Genomic DNA, 18,572 nt, shown 5'->3' on the forward strand with positions numbered 1-18,572 from the left:
TAAAAAGAAACGAAAAAAGGAAGCATTCTAAAGAATATATTGTTAATTTTTATTATTGTAGCTCTTATGTTAAGTGCAGCTGCAATAGGAGCTGTAATTAAAATAGTTAGTGAAGTACCTGAAATCGACGTTAATATACTTGATAATTTAAAACAATCTATTGAGTTTTATGATAAGGATGGAAATCCTATTGCTAACTGGCATAGTGGTGAAAACAGAAAGATAGTATCAATTAAACAAATACCTAAACATTTACAATATGCTTATGTTTCTATCGAAGATGAGCGTTTTTTTAAACACCACGGAATAGATGTAAAAGAATTTTTGGAGCAATGTTAGCAAATTTAAAGTCAAAGTCAAAATCGCAGGGTGGTTCAACCATTACTCAACAGCTGGTTAGAAATTATGCTTTAACACAAAAGAAAAGCTACGTAAGAAAAATACAAGAGATGTATCTTGCAGTTCAAATTGAAAGAAAACTGAGTAAAGACCAGATTTTAGAGGCATATTTAAATACAATATACCTTGGTCCTAATATATATGGAGTTCAGGAAGCTTCAAGGTATTACTTTGATAAGGATGTAGAAGATGTTACAATTGCTGAAGCTGCTTTTATTGCAGCAATAACACAAAATCCAGGTATCTATAACCCATATAGTAAAAAAATAAAGAAAATCCTGATAACTATTTAAGCCGTCAAAAACTGTATTAAAAAGATGTATGAAAATGGCTATATTTCTAATGAAGAATATCAAAATGCTTTAAATGAAGACATTGTATCAAGTTTAAATAAAGAAAAAACAAAACTAACCAGTAACTATTCAAAATACCATTGGTTTATAGAAGCTGCATTAGATGAAATAGCTGAAGACTTTGCAAAAAGTATGATATGGATGAAAAGGATGCGAAACAAAAACTAAAAAACGGCGGATACAAGGTTTATTTAACAATTGACACTCGACTTCAAGAAAAGGCTCAAGAAATAATAAATAATGAAAAATTTTATAAAAACATACCTGTAAAAATAGACAAACAAAAACTAAAAGAAAATGAAAATGCAAAACCAAATCCTCAAGCTGCTGCGGTTATAATGGATTTAAATGGAGAGGTTAGAGCTTTAATTGGTGGCCGTGGACTTAGTGCTGGTTCCTTTAACTATGCAGCAGGTGAAAACGCAAAAATGCCTCCAGGTTCTTCAATTAAACCATTAACAGTTTACACACCTGCTATAGAAAATAAAATTATAACACCTTCAACAATAATAAATGATTCGAGAGATGATGAAGAAGCTATTGAAATTTATAATGCTACTGGAAAAAATTGGTTTCCGAATAACTATGATAATAAATGCGTTGGGCCTGTAACTGTAAGATATGCACTTGAACAATCTAAAAATACAATTGCAACTAAAATACTATATAGGCTCGGAAAAGATATTAGCTTTAATTATGCAACTAAAAAATTTGGATTAACTACACTTGTTAAGGATGATAAAAGCTACGCTACTCTTGCACTGGGCCAATTAACCTATGGAGCAAGGCCTATCGAAATGGCAGCTGCCTATACTGCCTTTGCAAACAATGGAATAATTTCCTCTCCTATTTTATATACAAAGGTTGAAGATAGAAACGGTAATGTTATACTTGAAAAGGAAGCAGTGCAAAGACGAGCTATATCCCAAGATACTGCCTTTGTAATGAATCAGTTACTTCAAAGTGTTGTTAAAAATGGTCTTGCTAAAAGTGCAGATTTAGGTGCTATGCCAACAGGTGGAAAAACAGGTACAACCGAAAAAATCTGGATGGATGGTTTGTAGGATTTACACCCTATTATAGTTGTGCTGTATGGGTAGGTTCAACAAGGGAGCCTGAAGTTAGCTATATTAAAGTATCAAGTGCAAACGTAACTCCTATATGGAAGGCTATTATGCTTGAGGCCCACAGAGGTCTTCCTATTAAACAGTTCAACAGACCAGATAACGTTGTTGAGGCTGTTATTTGTGCTCAAAGCGGAAAGCTTGCTACAGAAACTTGCCCAAACAAATACGTTGAATATTATTTAAGTGGAACGGAACCTACTGAATATTGTGATATACATTTATCACCAATTCCTGTACCTAATGATGAACAAAATAATGATGGTATAAATGATGAGAATAATAATGAAAATATAAATAATGAAGGTTCAAATAATGAAAATACAGAACAAAATACTCAAGACCAACAAGGTCAAACATATAATCAAGGCGGTAACCAAGAAAATAATAATAACAATAATAATGCAAATACAACTCCTCCGCCTACACGATAGTATTAAATTTACTCCAAAAGCTAAAGAAACCTTACGGTTTCTTTAGCTTTTACATCCTCTTTGAATCAGCTCTATCACTTCTTCTTATAATCTCTTCCATAGCCTTTGTTATAATAGGTGCCCCTATTTCAACATTGTCAAATCCATCCATTTTACCTATGTCTCCAACCCCAATTATTATAGGAGCTCTTTTATCATTTAATACATCTACCGTATCTCCTTTAACTATTTTATCCTCTTTTGCAAGTCCACTTTTGTCTACACCCTTTTTAACTATATTTCCGTTTCTGTCTATTGAATAATCAACCTTTATTCCTCTTACACCATTTGTATTAGATGCTACAGCAATAACACCTAATACATCTACTTCTCCACAATTTAGTATATATTCCATCGCCTCTTCTCCATCACCCTTATGGGTATCGCCTCTATCATCTACCATAACAACTACAGGATCATACTTTGCCTGTTTTATATATTCTACAATTTCTCTACCCGATATGGGTGTTGGATTTCCTGCTGACCTTGATATACATCTACCACCTATATTTTTGCAGCAGCCTCTACTGCCCTCTGTGCAACCAAATCTCCGTCTGTCACAATAATAACCTTCTTTTTCAAAGTATCACTCCTAACTTTTAGCCTTTGGATTAAATATTATTGCCATTAAATATCCAAAAATATGGCTGCTGCTATACCTGCAGAGGTTGCTTTTATTCCTCCTGTAAATGCACCTATTAAACCATATTTTTCAACTTCCTTAATAGTTCCCTTTGCAAGAGAGTATCCAAAACCAGGCAGTGGTACTGTAGCACCAGCCTTACCGTATTCAACTATAGGTTCATATATGCCTATGGCTCCAAGTATTACTCCAGCTGTAACAAAACTTACCAATATCCTTGCTGGAGTTAAACTTGTTTTATCCATTAATATTTGTCCTATTAAGCATATTGTTCCTCCAACTATAAATGCCCTTAAATAATCCATCTTACACTCCCTTTCTATTGCAACAGCGTGTGCAATACCAGGAATTGATTCACCCTGCATTGTACTTGTTGGACTCAAAAGTGCACCTGTTGAAATTAATAGTATTCTATTCAAATTCCCTCTACAATCTGTTTATAAAGGTATCCACAAAATACAATAGCAGAACAACCACATCCACTTCCGCCTGAGTGTACATCCTGTTGTGTTAAATCAAACACCTTTACACCACAGTCAGAGTAGTTTGTACTCATATCAAACCCCTGCTTTTTAACTATTTCTAAAGTAAGTTCCATTCCTACTTTTCCTAAGTCTCCAGTTATAATCAAATCATAATCCCTATTTGTTCTGCCTGTATCCTTAAAATGTCTTAAAATAGTATCAGCTGCTGCTGGTGCCATAGCTGCTCCCATATTATTTGCATCCTTTATTCCAAAATCTACAACTCTTCCTGTTGTAACGTGGGTAATAAAGGGTCCATTACCTTTACTTGATATAACAGCAGCTCCTGCACCTGTAACAGTCCATTGGGATGTAGGAGGCCTTTGATTTCCGTGTTCTAATGGAAACCTAAATTGCCTTTCTGCAGAACAAAAGTGACTTGAGGTTGAAGCTATTACATAATCTGCATAACCTCCATCTACTGCCATAGATGCAAGGCTCATTGACTCTGTAAGGGTCGAACACGCACCATAAAGCCCAAAAATGGAATTTTATAATCTCTTGCCGCAAGACTGGAGGCCATAAGCTGATTAAGTAAATCACCAGCAAATATATAATCTATGTCCTTTTCGTCTATTTTTAGCTTTTCTAAAGCTAATCTAACTGCCTCCTTCTGCATTTTACTTTCTGCCTTTTCCCAAGTTTCTTCACCAAATAAATCATCATCTAAAATAACGTCATAATAATCTCTAAGTGGTCCTTCTCCCTCCTTTGGCCCTGCAATTGCTGCTGTTGATATAATAGATGGAGGATTTTTAAAGGCAATAGTTTGCTCTCCTATTCTCTTATTTTCCCCCATAATTTCATCTCCTCCTTATTTAAACAAATTTATTATGTAGTATATAATTCCTACTATTACAGAACTTGAAATGCCGTACACCAAAACAGGCCCTGCAATAACAAACATTTTTGCACCAACGCCAAAGACAAACCCTTCTCTTTTAAACTCCATAGCTGGTGCAACAATTGAGTTTGAAAATCCTGTTATAGGAACTATTGAACCTGCCCCTGCAAACTTTCCAATATTATCGTAAACACCAATTCCTGTTAAAAATGCACCTAAAAAACCATTATAGTAGCTACATAATATCCTACATCCTCTTTAGGAATTCCAATACCAATAAAAAGTTCATAACAAATTGACCTATAACGCAAATAAATCCTCCTACAACAAAGGCTGCCAAGCAATCCTTTACAAAATTTGAACTTGGAGCACTTTTTTGACCATATCCTGAAATTCTTTTTCAATCTTTCTTCGTTTGTATGTTCCATAAAATCACCTGCCATCCTTTATGTTTTCACCTTGTCCTCTTAATGCTGCCATCATATTAAAGGATGTGTTATTATAATCAAATCGATGTTCTTTATCCTCAGGTTGTTTAAAATTAATAACGTCTACTTTTTTGCCTTATAATACATTCTCTACACCTCCATTAATATTTTCTCCAAAAGTTATAAAATTAAAACAAAAGGCAATGGAATATAGCTTATTCCATTGCCTTTTTAAATAGGTTAAAACTCTTTTTTCAATTCTTGAAACCTGAACCTGTGATATACCTAATATTTCAGCAATTTGACTTTGAGTTAAATCCTTAAAATACCTTAAAAAGATTACCTGCCTATCTCTTGGTTCTAAATTTTGTATAAGTTCCTTTAATGCCACTTTGTCAACTATATCTTCACCATAGTCCTTATCTTCACTCACTCTATCTATCAAAAGAACCGCTGCACCATCATCTTGGTGTACTGTATCATATAGGTATTCAGGTGAATTCATACTATCCATACTGAGTATAACTTCTTCTGTTGTTATACTCAGCTCATTTGCAATCTCTTCAATTGTAGCTTCTCTCCCATACTCTTTTGCTAACTTATCCTTTGCCAATTTAACTTTTCTTGCAGTTTCCTTCACACTTCTACTTACCTTTATTATACCGTCATCACGCATAAACCTTTTTATTTCACCGAGTATCATAGGTACAGCATATGTAGAAAACTTTACATCATAGGAAATATCAAACTTTTTAATAGCCTTTATTAGACCTATACATCCAATCTGAAATAAATCCTCATATTCATATCCTCTATTTAAAAATCTTTTTACTATACTTGTTACAAGTCCAATATTACTCTTTACTAACTTTTCCTCCGCCTCTTTATCCCCTGCTTGGCTTTTTAATATGAGCTCCCTAAAGTCCTCTTGAGAATTAACTTTTACATCCTCCAAACCCTCTTTCATATTTTCCCCCATACATCAGGCCGATTTAAAAGTTTTTGTCATAATTACTTTAGTTCCCTTCCCAGGTTCCGAATGCACTTCTACACTGTCCATAAATGTTTCCATAACCGTAAAGCCCATACCTGACCTTTCAAGCTCAGGCCTTGAAGTATAAAGAGGCTGCCTTGCAAGTTCAACATTTTCAATTCCTTTACCATTGTCTTCAACTTCTATAACCAATTTATTATCTTCTATTTTACATCTTAAAGTTACAATACCCTCTGTATCCTCATAACCGTGAATTATCGCATTGGTAACAGCCTCAGATACTGCTGTTTTTACATCTGAAAGCTCCTCTAAAGTAGGGTCAAGCTGTGATGCAAAAGCTGCTACTACAACTCTTGCAAAGGACTCATTAACTGATTTACTTGGGAATTCAAGTTTCATTTCATTTCTAAACATAATATCCCCCCATCATAGATTTAAAAGAGCCTCTTTTGTTGTTTCAAACTCACGTAAAATTTTAAACAAACCACTCAATTCAAATATCTTTTTATCTGAGGCTTTAAATTTACAACAGCTACCTTTCCATCATAGTCCTTTAATTTTTTATATCTTCCAATTATAACCCCTATGCCTGAACTATCCATAAAATTAACCCCTGAAAAATCAAATATTAATTTATTAATGCCAAGCTCTTCAATTTTATTATCAATTTTTATTCTTGCCCCTTCTGCTGAGTGGTGGTCAAGCTCACCGTGCATCTCAACAATCAAGCAACCTTCTTCAACATTAAATTTAAGTTGCATACCCATCCCCCAAAAATTGATTATTTTTAATTTATAGGCATCAAACCTTTCTATACACCATTTTCCACTTTGTTTAAGTTGCTTATCTATATAATTCTACAGAAGATAAATTTTTCCTTCTTAAACCAGATTACTTTTCTTTTTTCTTCTAAAACCTATTAAGTAAACAAGTAAAATTAAAATAGCATAAAAAATAATCTGATATAACGCTGTTAAATATTTAGCTGGTAAAGCTTCATAAAGGGTTAATACACCAAAAACAATAAATATAACAGCTGCTCCTAACTTTATAAACTTTTCAGGAAGATATTTAGAGATTAGCGTTCCTCCCACTATTCCTAAAGTATCTGCCACCATCATCCCTAAGCTGGCACCTATAAGAACTAATATCGGTGCCTTTTCCTGTGCTGCAAAGGTTAAAGTCATTATCTGAGTTTTATCTCCAAGTTCTGCCAAGAAAAATGTTGTTGCAACTGTTATAATTGGACCGAATCTATCCTCCTTCAAGCTACAAGCTTCTTCTTCAATATTCTCTTCTTCCTCTTTCTCCTTTAATCCCCAAAGTCCAAAACCTATAAATAAAAGGGCTGCTGCTAATTTTACATACTCAAATTTAATATAACTTCCAAGGTATGTTCCAACAAGCACAGCAAGAGCATTTAAAAGTAATATTGCTGTAAATACACCAGCAATAACCTGCTTAAGTTTATATTTGCTTGCACAGGCCATTGCAAGGAGTTGGGTTTTATCTCCCATCTCTGCTACAAGTACAAATAAAAATGCTTTAAGTAATGCCATAAACATTCCTCCTTCTTTTTTTATTTTATACAAAATTAAAGACCTTTAACACAATGCAAAGCATTGTGTTAAAGGTCTCACTTGACAAACGTCCGATAAAGCCAGGCCAAAGGCCAGTATGTTGACTTTATCAACCCAAAATGGGCAGCTACTCCCTTTACCACTCATATTATATAATATATTCTTTAATAGATATTGTCAACACTATCCATTCAATATTTTTACATAAAATTTTCTTGTTCTTGGTCCATCAAACTCACAGAAATATACTCCCTGCCAAGTACCAAGTTTCAAATTACCATCTTCAACAATTATACTACAGGAAGAACCCATAAGTGATGCCTTAATATGTGCGTGGGAATTACCCTCTATATGCCAATAATCACCCTTAATAGGATATACCTTATCAAGCGTAACTAACATATCTCTAACAACATCCGGATCTGCATTCTCATTTATTGTTACACCTGCAGTTGTATGAGGAACAAATACAACTGCCAATCCATTCTTTACACCACTTTTACTTACAGCCTCCCTAATAAAACTGGTTATGTTAATAAACTCCTCCATCTTTGATGTTTTTAAACTAAATTCCATAAGGACACCTCCGAATATTTTACTATATTTTACATAACATATTTGTGTATATTAATTGTACTATATTTTTTTGATATGAATATTGTAATTAATCCTAATTAATGCTAAAATGCTATTTGTATCTAAAATCCCAAAAGGAGGCGATTTTAATGGCAATGGATATGTGGCTTAAAGAAATGCAGCTTGAGGGCGAAGGCGTAGCTATGTCCTACAAAATCAAAGAAACTCTACTTAGAAAACAAACTCAATATCAAGATATGGCTATAGTTGATTCAGAAGTATTTGGAAGAATGCTTATACTTGACGGTATAGTTCAAACAACTGTTAAAGACGAATTTGTTTATCACGAAATGATTTCACACATCCCACTATTTACACACCCAAATCCAAAAAGGTTCTTGTTGTTGGTGGTGGAGACGGTGGTGCAATAAGAGAAATACTAAAGCATAAGTCTGTAGAAAAGGCTGTTCTTTGCGAAATAGATAAGGACGTTGTTGATGCTTGTAAAAAGTATCTTCCAGAAATAAGCTGTGCACTTGACGACCCAAGATGTGAAGTATTTATAGGCGATGGAATAAAATACGTTAAAGAGCACAAAAATGAATTTGATGTAATTATAGTTGACTCAACTGACCCATTCAGCATTGCTGAAGGTCTGTTTGGTGGAAACTTCTATAAGGATATATATGAAGCCCTAACAGAGGATGGAATATTTGTTGCTCAAACAGAAACTCCATTCTTCTTACCTGATACAGTAAGAAAGGTATTTAGTGACGCAAAGGCTATATTCCCTGTTACTAAGCTATTTATGGCTGCAATTCCAACTTATCCAGGTGGATATTGGAGCTTTACAGTAGGTTCAAAGAAATATGATCCAACTCAAGTAGATATTACTAAAATTCCAGAGATGGATACTAAATACTATACTCCTGAAATACATAAAGCTTGCTTTGTACTTCCAAAATACATAAAAGAAGTTATAGGAGAATAGAAATAGCAGGTTTTCTAACCTGCTATTTCTTTATTCATAATTCTTTTAGCCGTAGTTGATTTTTCAAATACAAAACCAAAAATATATGTTATTATAAAGGCTGCAACTAAACGAACAATAAATATAATCCATCCATTGGCACCTATTTGAACAAATATAAGCGTATCCTCTATAATTGCGTGACACGCTCCTAAAAATACCGCCACAAGATACATATCCTTTTTGTTATATTTCCCTCTTCTGCAGCATCTATTATAAGTCCTGCACCATATACCAAACCAAAAAAAGACCTGAAAATAGGGGTAAAATTGTGGTTTCTGATACCTTTAAAAGCCGTGTCAGCGGTTTAAATATGCCGCAAATTTTACTTAATAGGTTTAACTCCTTTATTATTTCAATTGCTATCATAAGAGGAATCACTATCTTAATAACTGTCCACATTGATGACATACTTCCTAAAAAGGCTTCTTTCAAAATATCAATAATCAAAAACTCACCTCTTATAAAATAATATTCAATACAATCCCTGCTATGAACGCAAGTATTTGTCTTAATACTACCATAAATGTAGCAGATACACCTATTTTTTACATAGGGCAGTTTCTAAAAATAGGCTATGGGAAAAGCAAAGCATAACTGATATAATTGTTATCTCCTTTGGAGTTAAGCTTAAGGCTAAAATAGCTCCTATTCCTGCGTATAAATTAATTGCATTCCCAACAACAAATGGTAATGCTGCCTCGCCTGGAAGTCCAACTAAATGCATAATTGGTTTAAACACAATTGCAATATAATTTATTATAGGAGTGTATTTTATAAACGTAACTATAAAATATATAGGAACTAATATTTTACCTATTTTTAATGTTGTTTCTATACCTTTTTTGCTCCCCTTATTGTTCCTGCCTTTATCGCCTCTATCATACCTTCACCCCCTCTAAGTTAATTATAATTATTACTTTTAGTTTTGTTAACTATTTTTTAGAATTTTTCTAAAAACCATATATTTCCTTCTATATCCCACCTAAGTTCTAAAGGCTCTTCTCTGCCTTCAATAGAGCATAAAAATATATAACAATCCCTTAGGTATCTACGTTCCTTATTAATACTTATTACCCTATTTACTTTAAACACACCCATACTACACATTATCATAATAGGATTCATTATAGTATCTTGAAACAATACTAAAACATTTGCCTTTTCTCGTAAAAGCTTCATATTCGGCCACCACCTTTATTAAAGGAGTTCATCGGTATCCACTCATCCTTGTCTAAGACCCTTATCATCTTATTACTATCATTTTGCATTGTTATAGCCCGAAAAACAGAGTATTTACCATATTTTTCTCTTATTGTATCTAAACACATATCTAATTTTTCTCTCTTTTTCTTTGACTCATCTTTAAATAAACTTATTTGTTCAAACTTTTGTTTTTCCCTAAGACCTGTTACCCTAACTCCAAGAAGCCTTATTTTACTTCTTCTATCCCAATTTTTAAGAATAACTCAACTGCATACCTATGTATATCAATTGTTGTATCTATATACTCATTTATCTTATGCCTTCTTACCACTGTTTCAAAATTACTATTTCTAAATATTACTTCAACTACATTCCCTTCTGAATCCCATTTTTCTTAATCTCATACCTACGCTTTCTGCCAAAACCATAAACACTTCTGATACTTCATTAATATCAACTAAATCCTTAGGTGTTGTTATGGAATTACCTACTCCCTTTATACAATCATAATTACTCTCTACCTTTGAAAAATCAATTCCATTTGCATAATTCCAATAATATCTTCCAACCTTTCCAAACCTATTTGTCAAAAGTGTTAAAGGAGTATTTGCCAGATCACCTATTGTAAAAATACCTAAATCATTTAGCCTCTTTTTCATCCTTCTTCCAACACCAAACAGTTCCTCAACAGGCATAGGCCAAATAACTTTCTGTACATCCTCCTCATCAATTATACTTGTTGCATCAGGCTTTTTTAAATCCGAAGCCATCTTTGCCATAAGTTTACAGTATGAAACTCCAACACTTGCTGTAATATTGAGTTCTTCTCTTATTCTTCTTCTTATTAAATCAGCTATCTCTACACCATCACCAAATAGTCCTCCACATCCTGATACATCAAGCCAGGCCTCATCTATACTAAAAACTTCAACATCTGGTGTGAAACTTCTTAAGATGTCCATAACACGATTAGAATATTCTACATATTTTCTAAAATTGGGTTTAACTAAAATCAAATCCTTACACAATTTAAGTGAATCCCCTATTGTCATACCTGTTTTTACTCCGTATTTTCTTGCCTCATAGGAGGCTGTAAGTATTATTCCTGTCCTCTTTTCTTTATCTCCAGCAACTGCAATAGGCCTTCCTTGTAGGCTCTTATCCTCTGCCTGTTCGACAGAAGCATAAAAAGCATTTAAGTCTACGTGTAAAATATTTCTCACAACACCGCCTCCCGAACATTTGTTCGTATATTATATTATACTACTTTTATCAAAAATCAAACAAAAAAAGTGCCACCCAAGTGAAATGTGACATTTCCATATTATAGGCAATGACACACCAACTTGTTAGCACATCTCCATTCTTTTAAACATATATCATCTTTCTGGTCATTCCACCATCCACAATGAAGTTCGCACCTGTTATAAAGGAATTTTTATCATCTATCAAAAATAAAATCATAGATGCAATGTCATCAACATTTCCAACTCTTCCTGCGGGATGCTGTTTATTATCTAATTCACTTAAAATAGGCGTTTTTCTTTCTCCTTCTTTTTCCATTCACTAACCTCTATCCATCCAGGACTTATACAATTAACCCTTACATCTGGTCCTAAGCTTATAGCAAGTGAATGTGTTAATGCAAAAATTCCCCTTTGAAGCAGAATATGCCTCAGTATCTCTCTCTGACATAAACGCTCTTGTAGAAGCTATATTAACTATAGAACCTTTATTCAATTTAAGATATGGTGCACAATATTTAGAACATAAAAATGCACCTGTTAAATTTATAGAAATCACTCTATTCCATTCCTCAAGGCTTAATTCTGTAATTGGTTTATTTATAGATATTGCTGCATTATTTACAAGTACATCTACTCCTCCGTATATATTAATTGTTTCGTTTACTAAATTTTTTACATCCTCTTCTTTTGATACATCACAATGAATAAACTTTATATCCCCTAATTTCTTTAGTTCTTCTTCTGTTTCTTTTCCTGCCTCTTTATCAATTTCAGCAATTACAACATTATAATTTTCCATAAGAAACCTTTTTGCTGTACCCTTCCCTATACCTTGTCCTCCTCCTGTTATGATAACAGTTTTCTTACCATTCTTCATAGAATTCACCTCTAACTTTTTTAAATAAGACTATATAAATTAATTCCATATTATGGTTCAGTTCACCTTTCACCTGGGTGGCACTCCAAAATGCCTGCACAATATGTTGTCTATAGTTTCTATCTTCTCTTTAACATCCATACTGCTCTTTACAACATCCTCAACTTCCTTAATATAGTTTGGAATCTTTAGCTTTAAAATCTTATTAGGATAGTATTCATAGAGGTCATCCCCCAACTTTTTTGCCATTGTCTTAATATAAAATTCATATATAGAACTATTTAATACCCCAACAATGAATTCATAGGAGAAAATATCTTTAAACATATCATTTATTTTTAAGCTATATACATCTGCACTGTAGAAACTTCCTTCATCTATAGCAAACCTATTTGAATTTGATTTATAGGGATATATTATTTTTTCCCCTCAAAATCCTCTCTGTTTCTACCCCACTGTAGTTCAAACCACCTTCTTACTCCCTTTTACATTCTCTTCTTTGACAAAGCCTCTCTTTATACCTTGATATATACTCTATTGCATTTTTATATTCCTCTTCATTTTTTATCATATCACTATAGATTATAAACTCATCGGTAGAGTCTACTTTAAATTTATCTATATGGCTACTTTTAATCCACCTTCTAATAACCTTTTTCTCTATGTTGTATTTTTCTATATCTTCTTTACTTAAAATGAAGGCCTTATCACAACCTGTTATTATTCCTTGAAAACTGCTGCATATTGTTCCAAGCTCTACTCCCTTTATTTTATTTAATATATTTAATCCCTCTTCATCTAAAAAATCCATCCATCTTTTTAAGATTACTTTTATCAACTTTAAAAAGAAATGATATTTCTTTTCACCCCTTTTTATATCATCAAAAACCTTCTGCCCCATATTCTTTGCATCTTGGTTCAGTCTAAAATAATTTATGCTATCATAAGCAGAAGATTTTACAAAACTTAAAATTATATTGTCTACCCCCACACCCTTTATAAACCTTACTCCATAAAAATCCAATATGAACTCTATAGAACCATATTTTAATATGTATTCCCTTATACCTTCACCATAAAGTGCCTCAAGCATATATCTTGAAGTAAAAATACAAGCCTTCCATCTTCTTTTAAACAATCAACTGATTTTTTATAAAACAATAGCTTAAATCTGCTTTATCTGAAAAAACATCTGCATATTTTCCCTTCAATCTTGCCCTATAATCCTTATCTATCATTTTATGTCCAACATAGGGAGGATTTCCTATTATATATTCATAACTTAAACTATCTTCAAACAAAAATCCTTTTTAATTATATTCTTTGGAACAATTCCACTTAATCTATAAAGTTCAAGGCTTGTAATCATAACTGCATTTTCATCTATGTCATATCCGTATAATGAGTTTATTATATTATCTTTGCTAAATCCCTTTTCTAATAGGGCATTATACATCCCTATTAGAAAATATCCCCTCCACAGGAGGGGTCTAATATTTTAATATCTGTTAAGTTTTCAATTTTATGTGATAAATCCTTTGCAATAAAATCTACTATTTCCTTAGGAGTATAGAAGCTTCCCGTTGTTTTTCGTTCCTCTTTGTTTTTAATCCTTTCATAAAATTCTCCAATATATCCATCTATCGACCATTTATCTATAAACTTAAATACTTTATCCTCTCCATTTAAAATTGTTTCATAGGTATCCTTTAAATCATCCAAAAATTCCCTTAACATAATCTCCTCCATACTATAGTGCTTGAAGTAGTGGTGATATTATACCCATAATCGCACCTAAAAGAGCACCAAGCCAAGTAATTGCAGAAAGTTCTTTACTTGCCACCTCTAATATAATCTTTTCTGCAAAAGCAACATCGAAGCTGTTTATTCTATCCTCAACAAGCTTTGAAACATCAATTAAACCTATTATCTTCGATGCTTTATCCTTAATAAATTCCTCAAACACTTCATCTAATGCATTAAATATAGAATTAAGTTCACCTTCTTCTACGTTATTTAATAGTCTTGATAATTCCATATTAACAAAACCGTCTACAGCGTATGAAACAATAGAATTTACAACCTTATGCACCTCATCTTTGTAAACTATCTTTGACAATTCATCTTCTATATCAATCCCACAAAGTAAATCCCTTGCATAATCACTAAACATATTAGAAAGCTTATCTGCAATATCCCTCTTTGAGTCTTCTGAAAAGGACATAAAAACATCATTAACCTTTGTTTCCATTAATCTTTCATAAAGAGCAATTACCGTCATTGCTATATCGTGATGATTTTCCTCACTGCTTACATATTCCTGTATAGAAGATATTATTTTTTCCCTATAAGTTCAGAACTTAAAAACATCATCGCAAATTTACCTAATGTATTTTCCACCATTTTTGATGCAGAATGGGATATTTTCTCCTTAACACTATCCTTAGAAAGAACCTCTATAAGTCCCTTTGCAATTTTATCCTTATTTGAATATATATATATCTTTATTGAACCATCTATTGAACTTGGTATTACTTCCCTTAAGGTTTGATTGTTGTCTGATGCTTTATCTATAATATCATTAATTTTAGCCTTTACATCTAAACTATTCAATATTGATAACAATACATCCCTTAATTCTATTTGTTCGTTTATAACCTGAAGTATATTTTTATTTTGCTTTTTATTAATTCAATAACATACTCTGAAAAACTTCTTTTATACTATCAATAAATTTATCTCTTTTATCTCCTAATATACCAATTAAATCATAAATTGTACTTGAAGAATTTTTTAGAGAATAAAATTTAATTTTCAACCATTCTACAACCTGCTCCTTAACTTGATTGCTACAAAGAGCATCTACAAACACATCTGTTGATAAAAGATGTGTCCCTACTGCCTCTCCTACACTTTTTGCTATTCTATCCTTCTCCTTCGGTATAAGCCCCGGCGTAAAGGGAATCTTAATACCAAATATTCTTTTTCATAATGAGGTCTAAAAAGCATTTTTATAGCAAGATAGTTGGTTATGTATCCTATCAGGGCACCTACAACCATTGGAACTAAAAACTTCATTTTATCAACTCCCTCCTTTACACATAATTAATTATACCAAGTAGTCAAATAATATCAATACAACTATTCTATATTTTATGATAAAATTCTACTAAGAAGGGAGGCATACTATGAAAATAGGATATGCGTGTATTACTCTTGGAGTTAAATATAGAACCAATAGAGGGTTTGTTATTAAAAATTTTTCAAAAGAAAAACTATACGAAGCCATTGAACAAAACCTTATAGATTTACTTAAAATACTTGAATACAACGTTTCAAAGGGAATCTATCTCTATAGAATAAGCTCCGACATAATTCCCTTTGGTGGGCACGAGATAAATACATATACTTGGAATGTGGATTTTAAGGATATACTATTTAAGATAGGTACATATATAAAAAATAATAACATAAGAGTATCTATGCATCCTGGACAATATACAATAATAAATTCACCAGATAATTCAATTGTAGAAAACTCCATCAGAGAAATAGAATATCATACACGCTTTTTAGATAGCCTTGAACTTGATTATACCCACAAGGTTGTTTTACATATTGGAGGCGTATATAAAGATAAAAATTCTGCGTTAGATAGATTTTGTATTAATTTCAATAAACTTAGCTCATCATCTAAAAAAGACTTGTAATAGAAAACGATGAAAAAAACTTTAATATAGATGAAGTCTTAGAAATATCAAATAGAATTAAAGTGCCTGTTGTATTTGACGTACTTCATCATAGTATAAACCCTACTAATGATGATATTAAAACAATATTGGAAAAATGCTCAAATACTTGGAAACAAGAAGATGGACCAATGAAATTACATTATTCAGACCAATCTCCTACAAAGCAAAAAGGAGCCCATTCTGATTATGTATATATTGAAAACTTTTTAGAGTTTTATAAAATAGCAAATAATTTTGACTGTGATATTATGCTTGAAACAAAGGATAAGGATATATCTGCCATAAAATGCATAAACACAGTCTTTCCTACAAAGAAATCAGTAATGTATGATGAATGGGCAAAGTATAAATACGTTGTTATGGAAAAGGATTATGCCCTTTATAAAAAATGTAGTAGCATAATAAATTCCGCTGAAGGTAATATGTTTGAATTCTATAAAACCATAGATTATGCTTTATCCCTCTCCTTTAATGAAGGTGCAATAAAAACACACTTCAACACGTGTGGGGATACTTTAAGGATAGAGCAACAGATAAAGAGTTTGTAAAATTCCATCAGCTTTTATCCTCTAAAGATTACTCAAAGGCTAAGATGTTCTTAAATAAACTTGCAGAAAAATATAAACAGGAATATCTTTTAAACTCATACTATTTTGTTATCAACACTTTAATGTAAGCTACTAAAAAATATAATTTAATTAGCCACTTGAAAAATTTTTCTGTTATTTTATTAAGTTGCAATTTCATAAACAGAGAATCTTTTATGTTTATAAACAATCTTACTCTAAATTAGGTTAAATGAATAATTTAGTATGATAGGTATAAAAATATAGGAGAAGGGAGTTGATATGATGAAGCTCGTCTCCTATAATCCTATCTGGACTAATAAAAATTCTATTATAAACAAATATACATACCTTAGTAAAAATGAAGAATGTGATATTTTAATTATAGGTGCAGGAATTACAGGAGCTATTTTAAGCTATTATCTTTCTTTTTTAGGCAAAAAATAATACTTGTTGATAAAAACATAATAGGATATGGAAGCACAAGTGCATCTACTTCAATTCTTCAATATGAAGTTGACTTCGATATATTAGAGCTTGAGAAGAAAATAGGAGTAGTAAATGCTCTAAAGGCCTATAAGGCAAATGAGTCTGCTGTTTATGAAATTGAAAGAATTATAAAAACACTAAAGGATAAATGTGACTTTACAAGAAGAGAAAGCCTATATTATACGCAGGATAAAACAAAAATACAAAGGTTTAAAGAAGAATATAAAATACGCAAAGCCGTTGACTTTGACATTGAATTTTTAGACAAAAACTCTACTAAAGATAAGTTTTCCTTCCCAATTGAAGCAGCAATATATTCAAAGTGCGGCGGTGCAGAAATTGACCCCTATAGGTTTGCCCACGAGCTTATAAAGGATAGCCAAACAAGAGGTCTTATTGTATTTGAAAATACAGCTATTTTGAAATATCAACATAAAGACAATAAAGTAATTCTTTATACAGACAAACATAAAAAGATAACTGCACAAAAGGTAGTTGTTGCAACAGGATATCAGGCAAAAAATTAATAAAACAGAATATAGTTACCCTAAATACAAGTTTTACAATCGCAACAAAACCTGTTAAAAGCTTTGATGGTTGGTACAATAGGTGCATAATCAGAAATGATTGTACACCCTATAACTACCTTAGAACAACGCAGGACAATAGAATTATAATAGGCGGAGAAGATATAGCACTAAATAATCCTCCATATATCATAGCTAAAAACAAATATGAAAGGCTTGAGGAAAAACTACGACAGATGTTCCCTAACATAGATTTTGAAGTAGAATTTAGATTCCACGGTCTCTTTGGAGACACAAAAGATGGCCTTCCTTATATAGGTCAACATCCAAAATTTAAAAACTTTTATTTTGCATTAGGTTACGGCTCAAATGGGATACTGTATTCAATAATTGCTGGTCAAATAATAAGAGATATGATTGCAGAAGGAAAAGTGCATCCAGATATAAATTTATATAGTTTTATGAGATAGCATAAAAGCTATCTCTTTTATATATGTTAATAAAACTTTACTCACAACTTTAATATTTACTGCATCAAATAAATTAGATAAGTATACAGAAGGGGGTAAAGTGGTATGACAAATATAAACTGGCCTTGTGATTTTTACGATTCTAAGCTTTCAGTTGTATCAACTAATATAACAACAGCTATAGTAAATGGACAAGTGAAAGGATATCTTACTGGCTTTAGATATGGAGAAAGAAATAATATAAGCTTAACACAAATGCAAACATTAGACGATGGTTCAAGTCCACCACAGGGTCCAACTGGTGCAAGAGTTGTATCAACAAGCAATTTTGATAGAATAGATGGAACTGGTGCCAAAAAGTTAGGGTAATTTATTTAGATGAAGAGTGGAACTTAAAATCAGAAACTGTTGAACTTAATGGTACAACTCCCGTTAATTTAAACGCACAGGACATCTATCATATAGAAAAC

General features: G+C 32.2%; 27 protein-coding genes and 8 pseudogenes. 11 read left to right on the forward strand and 24 right to left on the reverse strand.

All coding sequences use genetic code 11. The features are described 5' to 3' along the window. Nucleotides 1-66: 66 nt before the first annotated feature. From PL321_RS13775 to PL321_RS13790, 4 genes and pseudogenes are all read left to right on the forward strand, one after another. Nucleotides 67-692 (forward strand): annotated as a pseudogene (locus tag PL321_RS13775) (transglycosylase domain-containing protein). Nucleotides 693-716: 24 nt separating this feature from the next. After that, nucleotides 717-920: a hypothetical protein gene (locus PL321_RS13780; RefSeq protein ID WP_273962407.1), complete on the forward strand. Its 204-nt coding sequence runs from the start codon at nt 717-719 to the stop codon at nt 918-920. Continuing rightward, the gene (locus tag PL321_RS13785; RefSeq protein WP_273962408.1) at nt 890-1,816 is read left to right on the forward strand and encodes a transglycosylase domain-containing protein; all 927 of its coding nucleotides are present in this window, start codon (nt 890-892) and stop codon (nt 1,814-1,816) included. The genes PL321_RS13780 and PL321_RS13785 overlap by 31 nt, the downstream gene beginning before the upstream one ends. Nucleotides 1,817-1,926: 110 nt before the next feature. Next, entirely contained in the window at nt 1,927-2,310 is a 384-nt protein-coding gene (locus PL321_RS13790; protein ID WP_273962409.1) for a hypothetical protein, read from the forward strand. A 49-nt stretch (nt 2,311-2,359) separates the two neighbouring features. Here PL321_RS13790 and PL321_RS13795 read toward each other — a convergent pair whose 3' ends face one another. The 9 genes and pseudogenes from PL321_RS13795 to PL321_RS13835 form a co-directional block, all read right to left on the reverse strand. Beyond that, nucleotides 2,360-2,857 (reverse strand): stage V sporulation protein AE, encoded by a 498-nt coding sequence (locus PL321_RS13795; protein WP_337961175.1) that lies wholly within the window; start codon nt 2,855-2,857, stop codon nt 2,360-2,362. 84 nt (nt 2,858-2,941) lie between these two features. Continuing rightward, a pseudogene (gene spoVAE / locus PL321_RS13800) lies at nt 2,942-3,297 on the reverse strand (stage V sporulation protein AE). A 12-nt stretch (nt 3,298-3,309) separates the two neighbouring features. After that, a pseudogene (spoVAD, locus tag PL321_RS13805) lies at nt 3,310-4,315 on the reverse strand (stage V sporulation protein AD); the annotation flags it as partial. A gap of 15 nt (nt 4,316-4,330) precedes the next feature. Next, nucleotides 4,331-4,788, reverse strand: a pseudogene (gene spoVAC, locus PL321_RS13810) (stage V sporulation protein AC). 136 nt (nt 4,789-4,924) lie between these two features. After that, the gene (gene sigF / locus PL321_RS13815; protein ID WP_273962410.1) at nt 4,925-5,755 is read right to left on the reverse strand and encodes an RNA polymerase sporulation sigma factor SigF; all 831 of its coding nucleotides are present in this window, start codon (nt 5,753-5,755) and stop codon (nt 4,925-4,927) included. 15 nt (nt 5,756-5,770) lie between these two features. Beyond that, on the reverse strand, nt 5,771-6,196 hold the full coding sequence (gene spoIIAB / locus PL321_RS13820; protein ID WP_273962411.1) for an anti-sigma F factor: 426 nt from the start codon (nt 6,194-6,196) through the stop codon (nt 5,771-5,773). Nucleotides 6,197-6,208: 12 nt separating this feature from the next. Further along, nucleotides 6,209-6,543: pseudogene (spoIIAA, locus tag PL321_RS13825) on the reverse strand (anti-sigma F factor antagonist). 120 nt (nt 6,544-6,663) lie between these two features. Then, nucleotides 6,664-7,341, reverse strand: coding sequence for a TMEM165/GDT1 family protein (locus PL321_RS13830; protein WP_273962412.1), 678 nt, complete (start codon nt 7,339-7,341; stop codon nt 6,664-6,666). 204 nt (nt 7,342-7,545) lie between these two features. After that, nucleotides 7,546-7,938, reverse strand: coding sequence for a secondary thiamine-phosphate synthase enzyme YjbQ (locus tag PL321_RS13835; RefSeq protein WP_273962413.1), 393 nt, complete (start codon nt 7,936-7,938; stop codon nt 7,546-7,548). Between the two features lie 155 nt (nt 7,939-8,093). On the opposite strand from PL321_RS13835, the pseudogene speE reads away from it, so the two are divergent. After that, nucleotides 8,094-8,929 (forward strand): annotated as a pseudogene (speE, locus tag PL321_RS13840) (polyamine aminopropyltransferase). Between the two features lie 14 nt (nt 8,930-8,943). Here speE and PL321_RS13845 read toward each other — a convergent pair. The 15 genes and pseudogenes from PL321_RS13845 to PL321_RS13910 form a co-directional block, all read right to left on the reverse strand. Then, complete coding sequence (locus tag PL321_RS13845; protein ID WP_273962414.1) at nt 8,944-9,135, reverse strand: hypothetical protein; 192 nt, start codon at nt 9,133-9,135, stop codon at nt 8,944-8,946. A 46-nt stretch (nt 9,136-9,181) separates the two neighbouring features. Then, nucleotides 9,182-9,418, reverse strand: coding sequence for a hypothetical protein (locus PL321_RS13850; RefSeq protein ID WP_273962415.1), 237 nt, complete (start codon nt 9,416-9,418; stop codon nt 9,182-9,184). A 91-nt stretch (nt 9,419-9,509) separates the two neighbouring features. Continuing rightward, entirely contained in the window at nt 9,510-9,806 is a 297-nt protein-coding gene (locus tag PL321_RS13855; RefSeq protein ID WP_337961176.1) for a nucleoside recognition domain-containing protein, read from the reverse strand. A 104-nt stretch (nt 9,807-9,910) separates the two neighbouring features. Next, a complete protein-coding gene (locus PL321_RS13860; RefSeq protein WP_273962416.1) occupies nt 9,911-10,150 on the reverse strand; it encodes a hypothetical protein in 240 nt (79 codons plus the stop codon). 386 nt (nt 10,151-10,536) lie between these two features. Next, nucleotides 10,537-11,397, reverse strand: coding sequence for a DNA polymerase IV (gene dinB / locus PL321_RS13865; RefSeq protein WP_273962417.1), 861 nt, complete (start codon nt 11,395-11,397; stop codon nt 10,537-10,539). Nucleotides 11,398-11,542: 145 nt separating this feature from the next. Then, a complete protein-coding gene (locus PL321_RS20240) occupies nt 11,543-11,737 on the reverse strand; it encodes an SDR family oxidoreductase (RefSeq protein WP_337960837.1) in 195 nt (64 codons plus the stop codon). A gap of 33 nt (nt 11,738-11,770) precedes the next feature. After that, complete coding sequence (locus tag PL321_RS13870) at nt 11,771-12,298, reverse strand: SDR family NAD(P)-dependent oxidoreductase (RefSeq protein WP_337960838.1); 528 nt, start codon at nt 12,296-12,298, stop codon at nt 11,771-11,773. Nucleotides 12,299-12,367: 69 nt separating this feature from the next. Beyond that, on the reverse strand, nt 12,368-12,718 hold the full coding sequence (locus tag PL321_RS13875; RefSeq protein WP_337961177.1) for a TaqI-like C-terminal specificity domain-containing protein: 351 nt from the start codon (nt 12,716-12,718) through the stop codon (nt 12,368-12,370). Between the two features lie 55 nt (nt 12,719-12,773). Next, nucleotides 12,774-13,436 carry a hypothetical protein gene (locus PL321_RS13880; RefSeq protein WP_273962418.1) on the reverse strand — a complete coding sequence of 221 codons (663 nt, stop codon included), beginning with the start codon at nt 13,434-13,436 and terminating at the stop codon, nt 12,774-12,776. Further along, a complete protein-coding gene (locus tag PL321_RS13885; protein WP_273962419.1) occupies nt 13,429-13,599 on the reverse strand; it encodes an Eco57I restriction-modification methylase domain-containing protein in 171 nt (56 codons plus the stop codon). Before PL321_RS13885 ends, PL321_RS13880 begins: the two co-directional genes overlap by 8 nt. Then, nucleotides 13,581-13,754 (reverse strand): hypothetical protein, encoded by a 174-nt coding sequence (locus PL321_RS13890; RefSeq protein WP_273962420.1) that lies wholly within the window; start codon nt 13,752-13,754, stop codon nt 13,581-13,583. The genes PL321_RS13885 and PL321_RS13890 overlap by 19 nt, the downstream gene beginning before the upstream one ends. A gap of 5 nt (nt 13,755-13,759) precedes the next feature. Further along, nucleotides 13,760-14,035, reverse strand: a complete 276-nt coding sequence (locus tag PL321_RS13895) for an N-6 DNA methylase (RefSeq protein ID WP_273962421.1) — start codon at nt 14,033-14,035, stop codon at nt 13,760-13,762. A 13-nt stretch (nt 14,036-14,048) separates the two neighbouring features. Beyond that, entirely contained in the window at nt 14,049-14,579 is a 531-nt protein-coding gene (locus PL321_RS13900) for a DUF445 family protein (RefSeq protein ID WP_273962422.1), read from the reverse strand. A 53-nt stretch (nt 14,580-14,632) separates the two neighbouring features. Beyond that, nucleotides 14,633-14,911: a hypothetical protein gene (locus PL321_RS13905; protein ID WP_273962423.1), complete on the reverse strand. Its 279-nt coding sequence runs from the start codon at nt 14,909-14,911 to the stop codon at nt 14,633-14,635. A 73-nt stretch (nt 14,912-14,984) separates the two neighbouring features. Beyond that, nucleotides 14,985-15,376: pseudogene (locus tag PL321_RS13910) on the reverse strand (DUF445 domain-containing protein). Nucleotides 15,377-15,486: 110 nt separating this feature from the next. Between PL321_RS13910 and uvsE the strand changes: the two are divergent. The 6 genes and pseudogenes from uvsE (at nt 15,487) to PL321_RS13945 (ending at nt 18,471) form a co-directional block, all read left to right on the forward strand. Further along, nucleotides 15,487-16,598 (forward strand): annotated as a pseudogene (uvsE, locus tag PL321_RS13920) (UV DNA damage repair endonuclease UvsE). Beyond that, nucleotides 16,553-16,726 carry a DUF1722 domain-containing protein gene (locus PL321_RS13925; protein WP_273962424.1) on the forward strand — a complete coding sequence of 58 codons (174 nt, stop codon included), beginning with the start codon at nt 16,553-16,555 and terminating at the stop codon, nt 16,724-16,726. Before uvsE ends, PL321_RS13925 begins: the two are co-directional and overlap by 46 nt. Nucleotides 16,727-16,898: 172 nt before the next feature. After that, the gene (locus PL321_RS13930) at nt 16,899-17,063 is read left to right on the forward strand and encodes a hypothetical protein (protein ID WP_273962425.1); all 165 of its coding nucleotides are present in this window, start codon (nt 16,899-16,901) and stop codon (nt 17,061-17,063) included. Between the two features lie 53 nt (nt 17,064-17,116). Beyond that, nucleotides 17,117-17,632, forward strand: a complete 516-nt coding sequence (locus tag PL321_RS13935; protein ID WP_273964577.1) for an NAD(P)/FAD-dependent oxidoreductase — start codon at nt 17,117-17,119, stop codon at nt 17,630-17,632. 11 nt (nt 17,633-17,643) lie between these two features. Further along, nucleotides 17,644-18,102 (forward strand): NAD(P)/FAD-dependent oxidoreductase, encoded by a 459-nt coding sequence (locus PL321_RS13940; protein ID WP_337961179.1) that lies wholly within the window; start codon nt 17,644-17,646, stop codon nt 18,100-18,102. A 105-nt stretch (nt 18,103-18,207) separates the two neighbouring features. Beyond that, nucleotides 18,208-18,471 carry a hypothetical protein gene (locus PL321_RS13945; RefSeq protein WP_273962426.1) on the forward strand — a complete coding sequence of 88 codons (264 nt, stop codon included), beginning with the start codon at nt 18,208-18,210 and terminating at the stop codon, nt 18,469-18,471. Nucleotides 18,472-18,572: the final 101 nt, after the last annotated feature.

Source organism: Caloramator sp. mosi_1 (assembly GCF_028622835.1).
GTDB lineage: Bacteria > Bacillota > Clostridia > Clostridiales > Caloramatoraceae > Thermobrachium.

Excerpts from the sequence above, each read along its gene's own strand:
- PL321_RS13830 (WP_273962412.1), bottom strand. The coding sequence starts at position 7,341 with ATGGCATTACTTAAAGCATTTTTATTTGTACTTGTAGCAGAGATGGGA.
- spoIIAB (WP_273962411.1), bottom strand. The coding sequence starts at position 6,196 with ATGTTTAGAAATGAAATGAAACTTGAATTCCCAAGTAAATCAGTTAAT.
- PL321_RS13860 (WP_273962416.1), bottom strand. The coding sequence starts at position 10,150 with ATGAAGCTTTTACGAGAAAAGGCAAATGTTTTAGTATTGTTTCAAGAT.
- PL321_RS13870 (WP_337960838.1), bottom strand. The coding sequence starts at position 12,298 with ATGAAGAATGGTAAGAAAACTGTTATCATAACAGGAGGAGGACAAGGT.
- PL321_RS13890 (WP_273962420.1), bottom strand. The coding sequence starts at position 13,754 with ATGTATAATGCCCTATTAGAAAAGGGATTTAGCAAAGATAATATAATA.
- PL321_RS13790 (WP_273962409.1), top strand. The coding sequence starts at position 1,927 with ATGCTTGAGGCCCACAGAGGTCTTCCTATTAAACAGTTCAACAGACCA.
- PL321_RS13780 (WP_273962407.1), top strand. The coding sequence starts at position 717 with ATGTATGAAAATGGCTATATTTCTAATGAAGAATATCAAAATGCTTTA.
- sigF (WP_273962410.1), bottom strand. The coding sequence starts at position 5,755 with ATGAAAGAGGGTTTGGAGGATGTAAAAGTTAATTCTCAAGAGGACTTT.
- PL321_RS13945 (WP_273962426.1), top strand. The coding sequence starts at position 18,208 with ATGACAAATATAAACTGGCCTTGTGATTTTTACGATTCTAAGCTTTCA.
- PL321_RS13835 (WP_273962413.1), bottom strand. The coding sequence starts at position 7,938 with ATGGAATTTAGTTTAAAAACATCAAAGATGGAGGAGTTTATTAACATA.
- PL321_RS13930 (WP_273962425.1), top strand. The coding sequence starts at position 16,899 with ATGATGAAGCTCGTCTCCTATAATCCTATCTGGACTAATAAAAATTCT.
- PL321_RS20240 (WP_337960837.1), bottom strand. The coding sequence starts at position 11,737 with ATGGAAAAAGAAGGAGAAAGAAAAACGCCTATTTTAAGTGAATTAGAT.
- PL321_RS13900 (WP_273962422.1), bottom strand. The coding sequence starts at position 14,579 with ATGACGGTAATTGCTCTTTATGAAAGATTAATGGAAACAAAGGTTAAT.
- PL321_RS13785 (WP_273962408.1), top strand. The coding sequence starts at position 890 with ATGGATGAAAAGGATGCGAAACAAAAACTAAAAAACGGCGGATACAAG.
- PL321_RS13895 (WP_273962421.1), bottom strand. The coding sequence starts at position 14,035 with ATGTTAAGGGAATTTTTGGATGATTTAAAGGATACCTATGAAACAATT.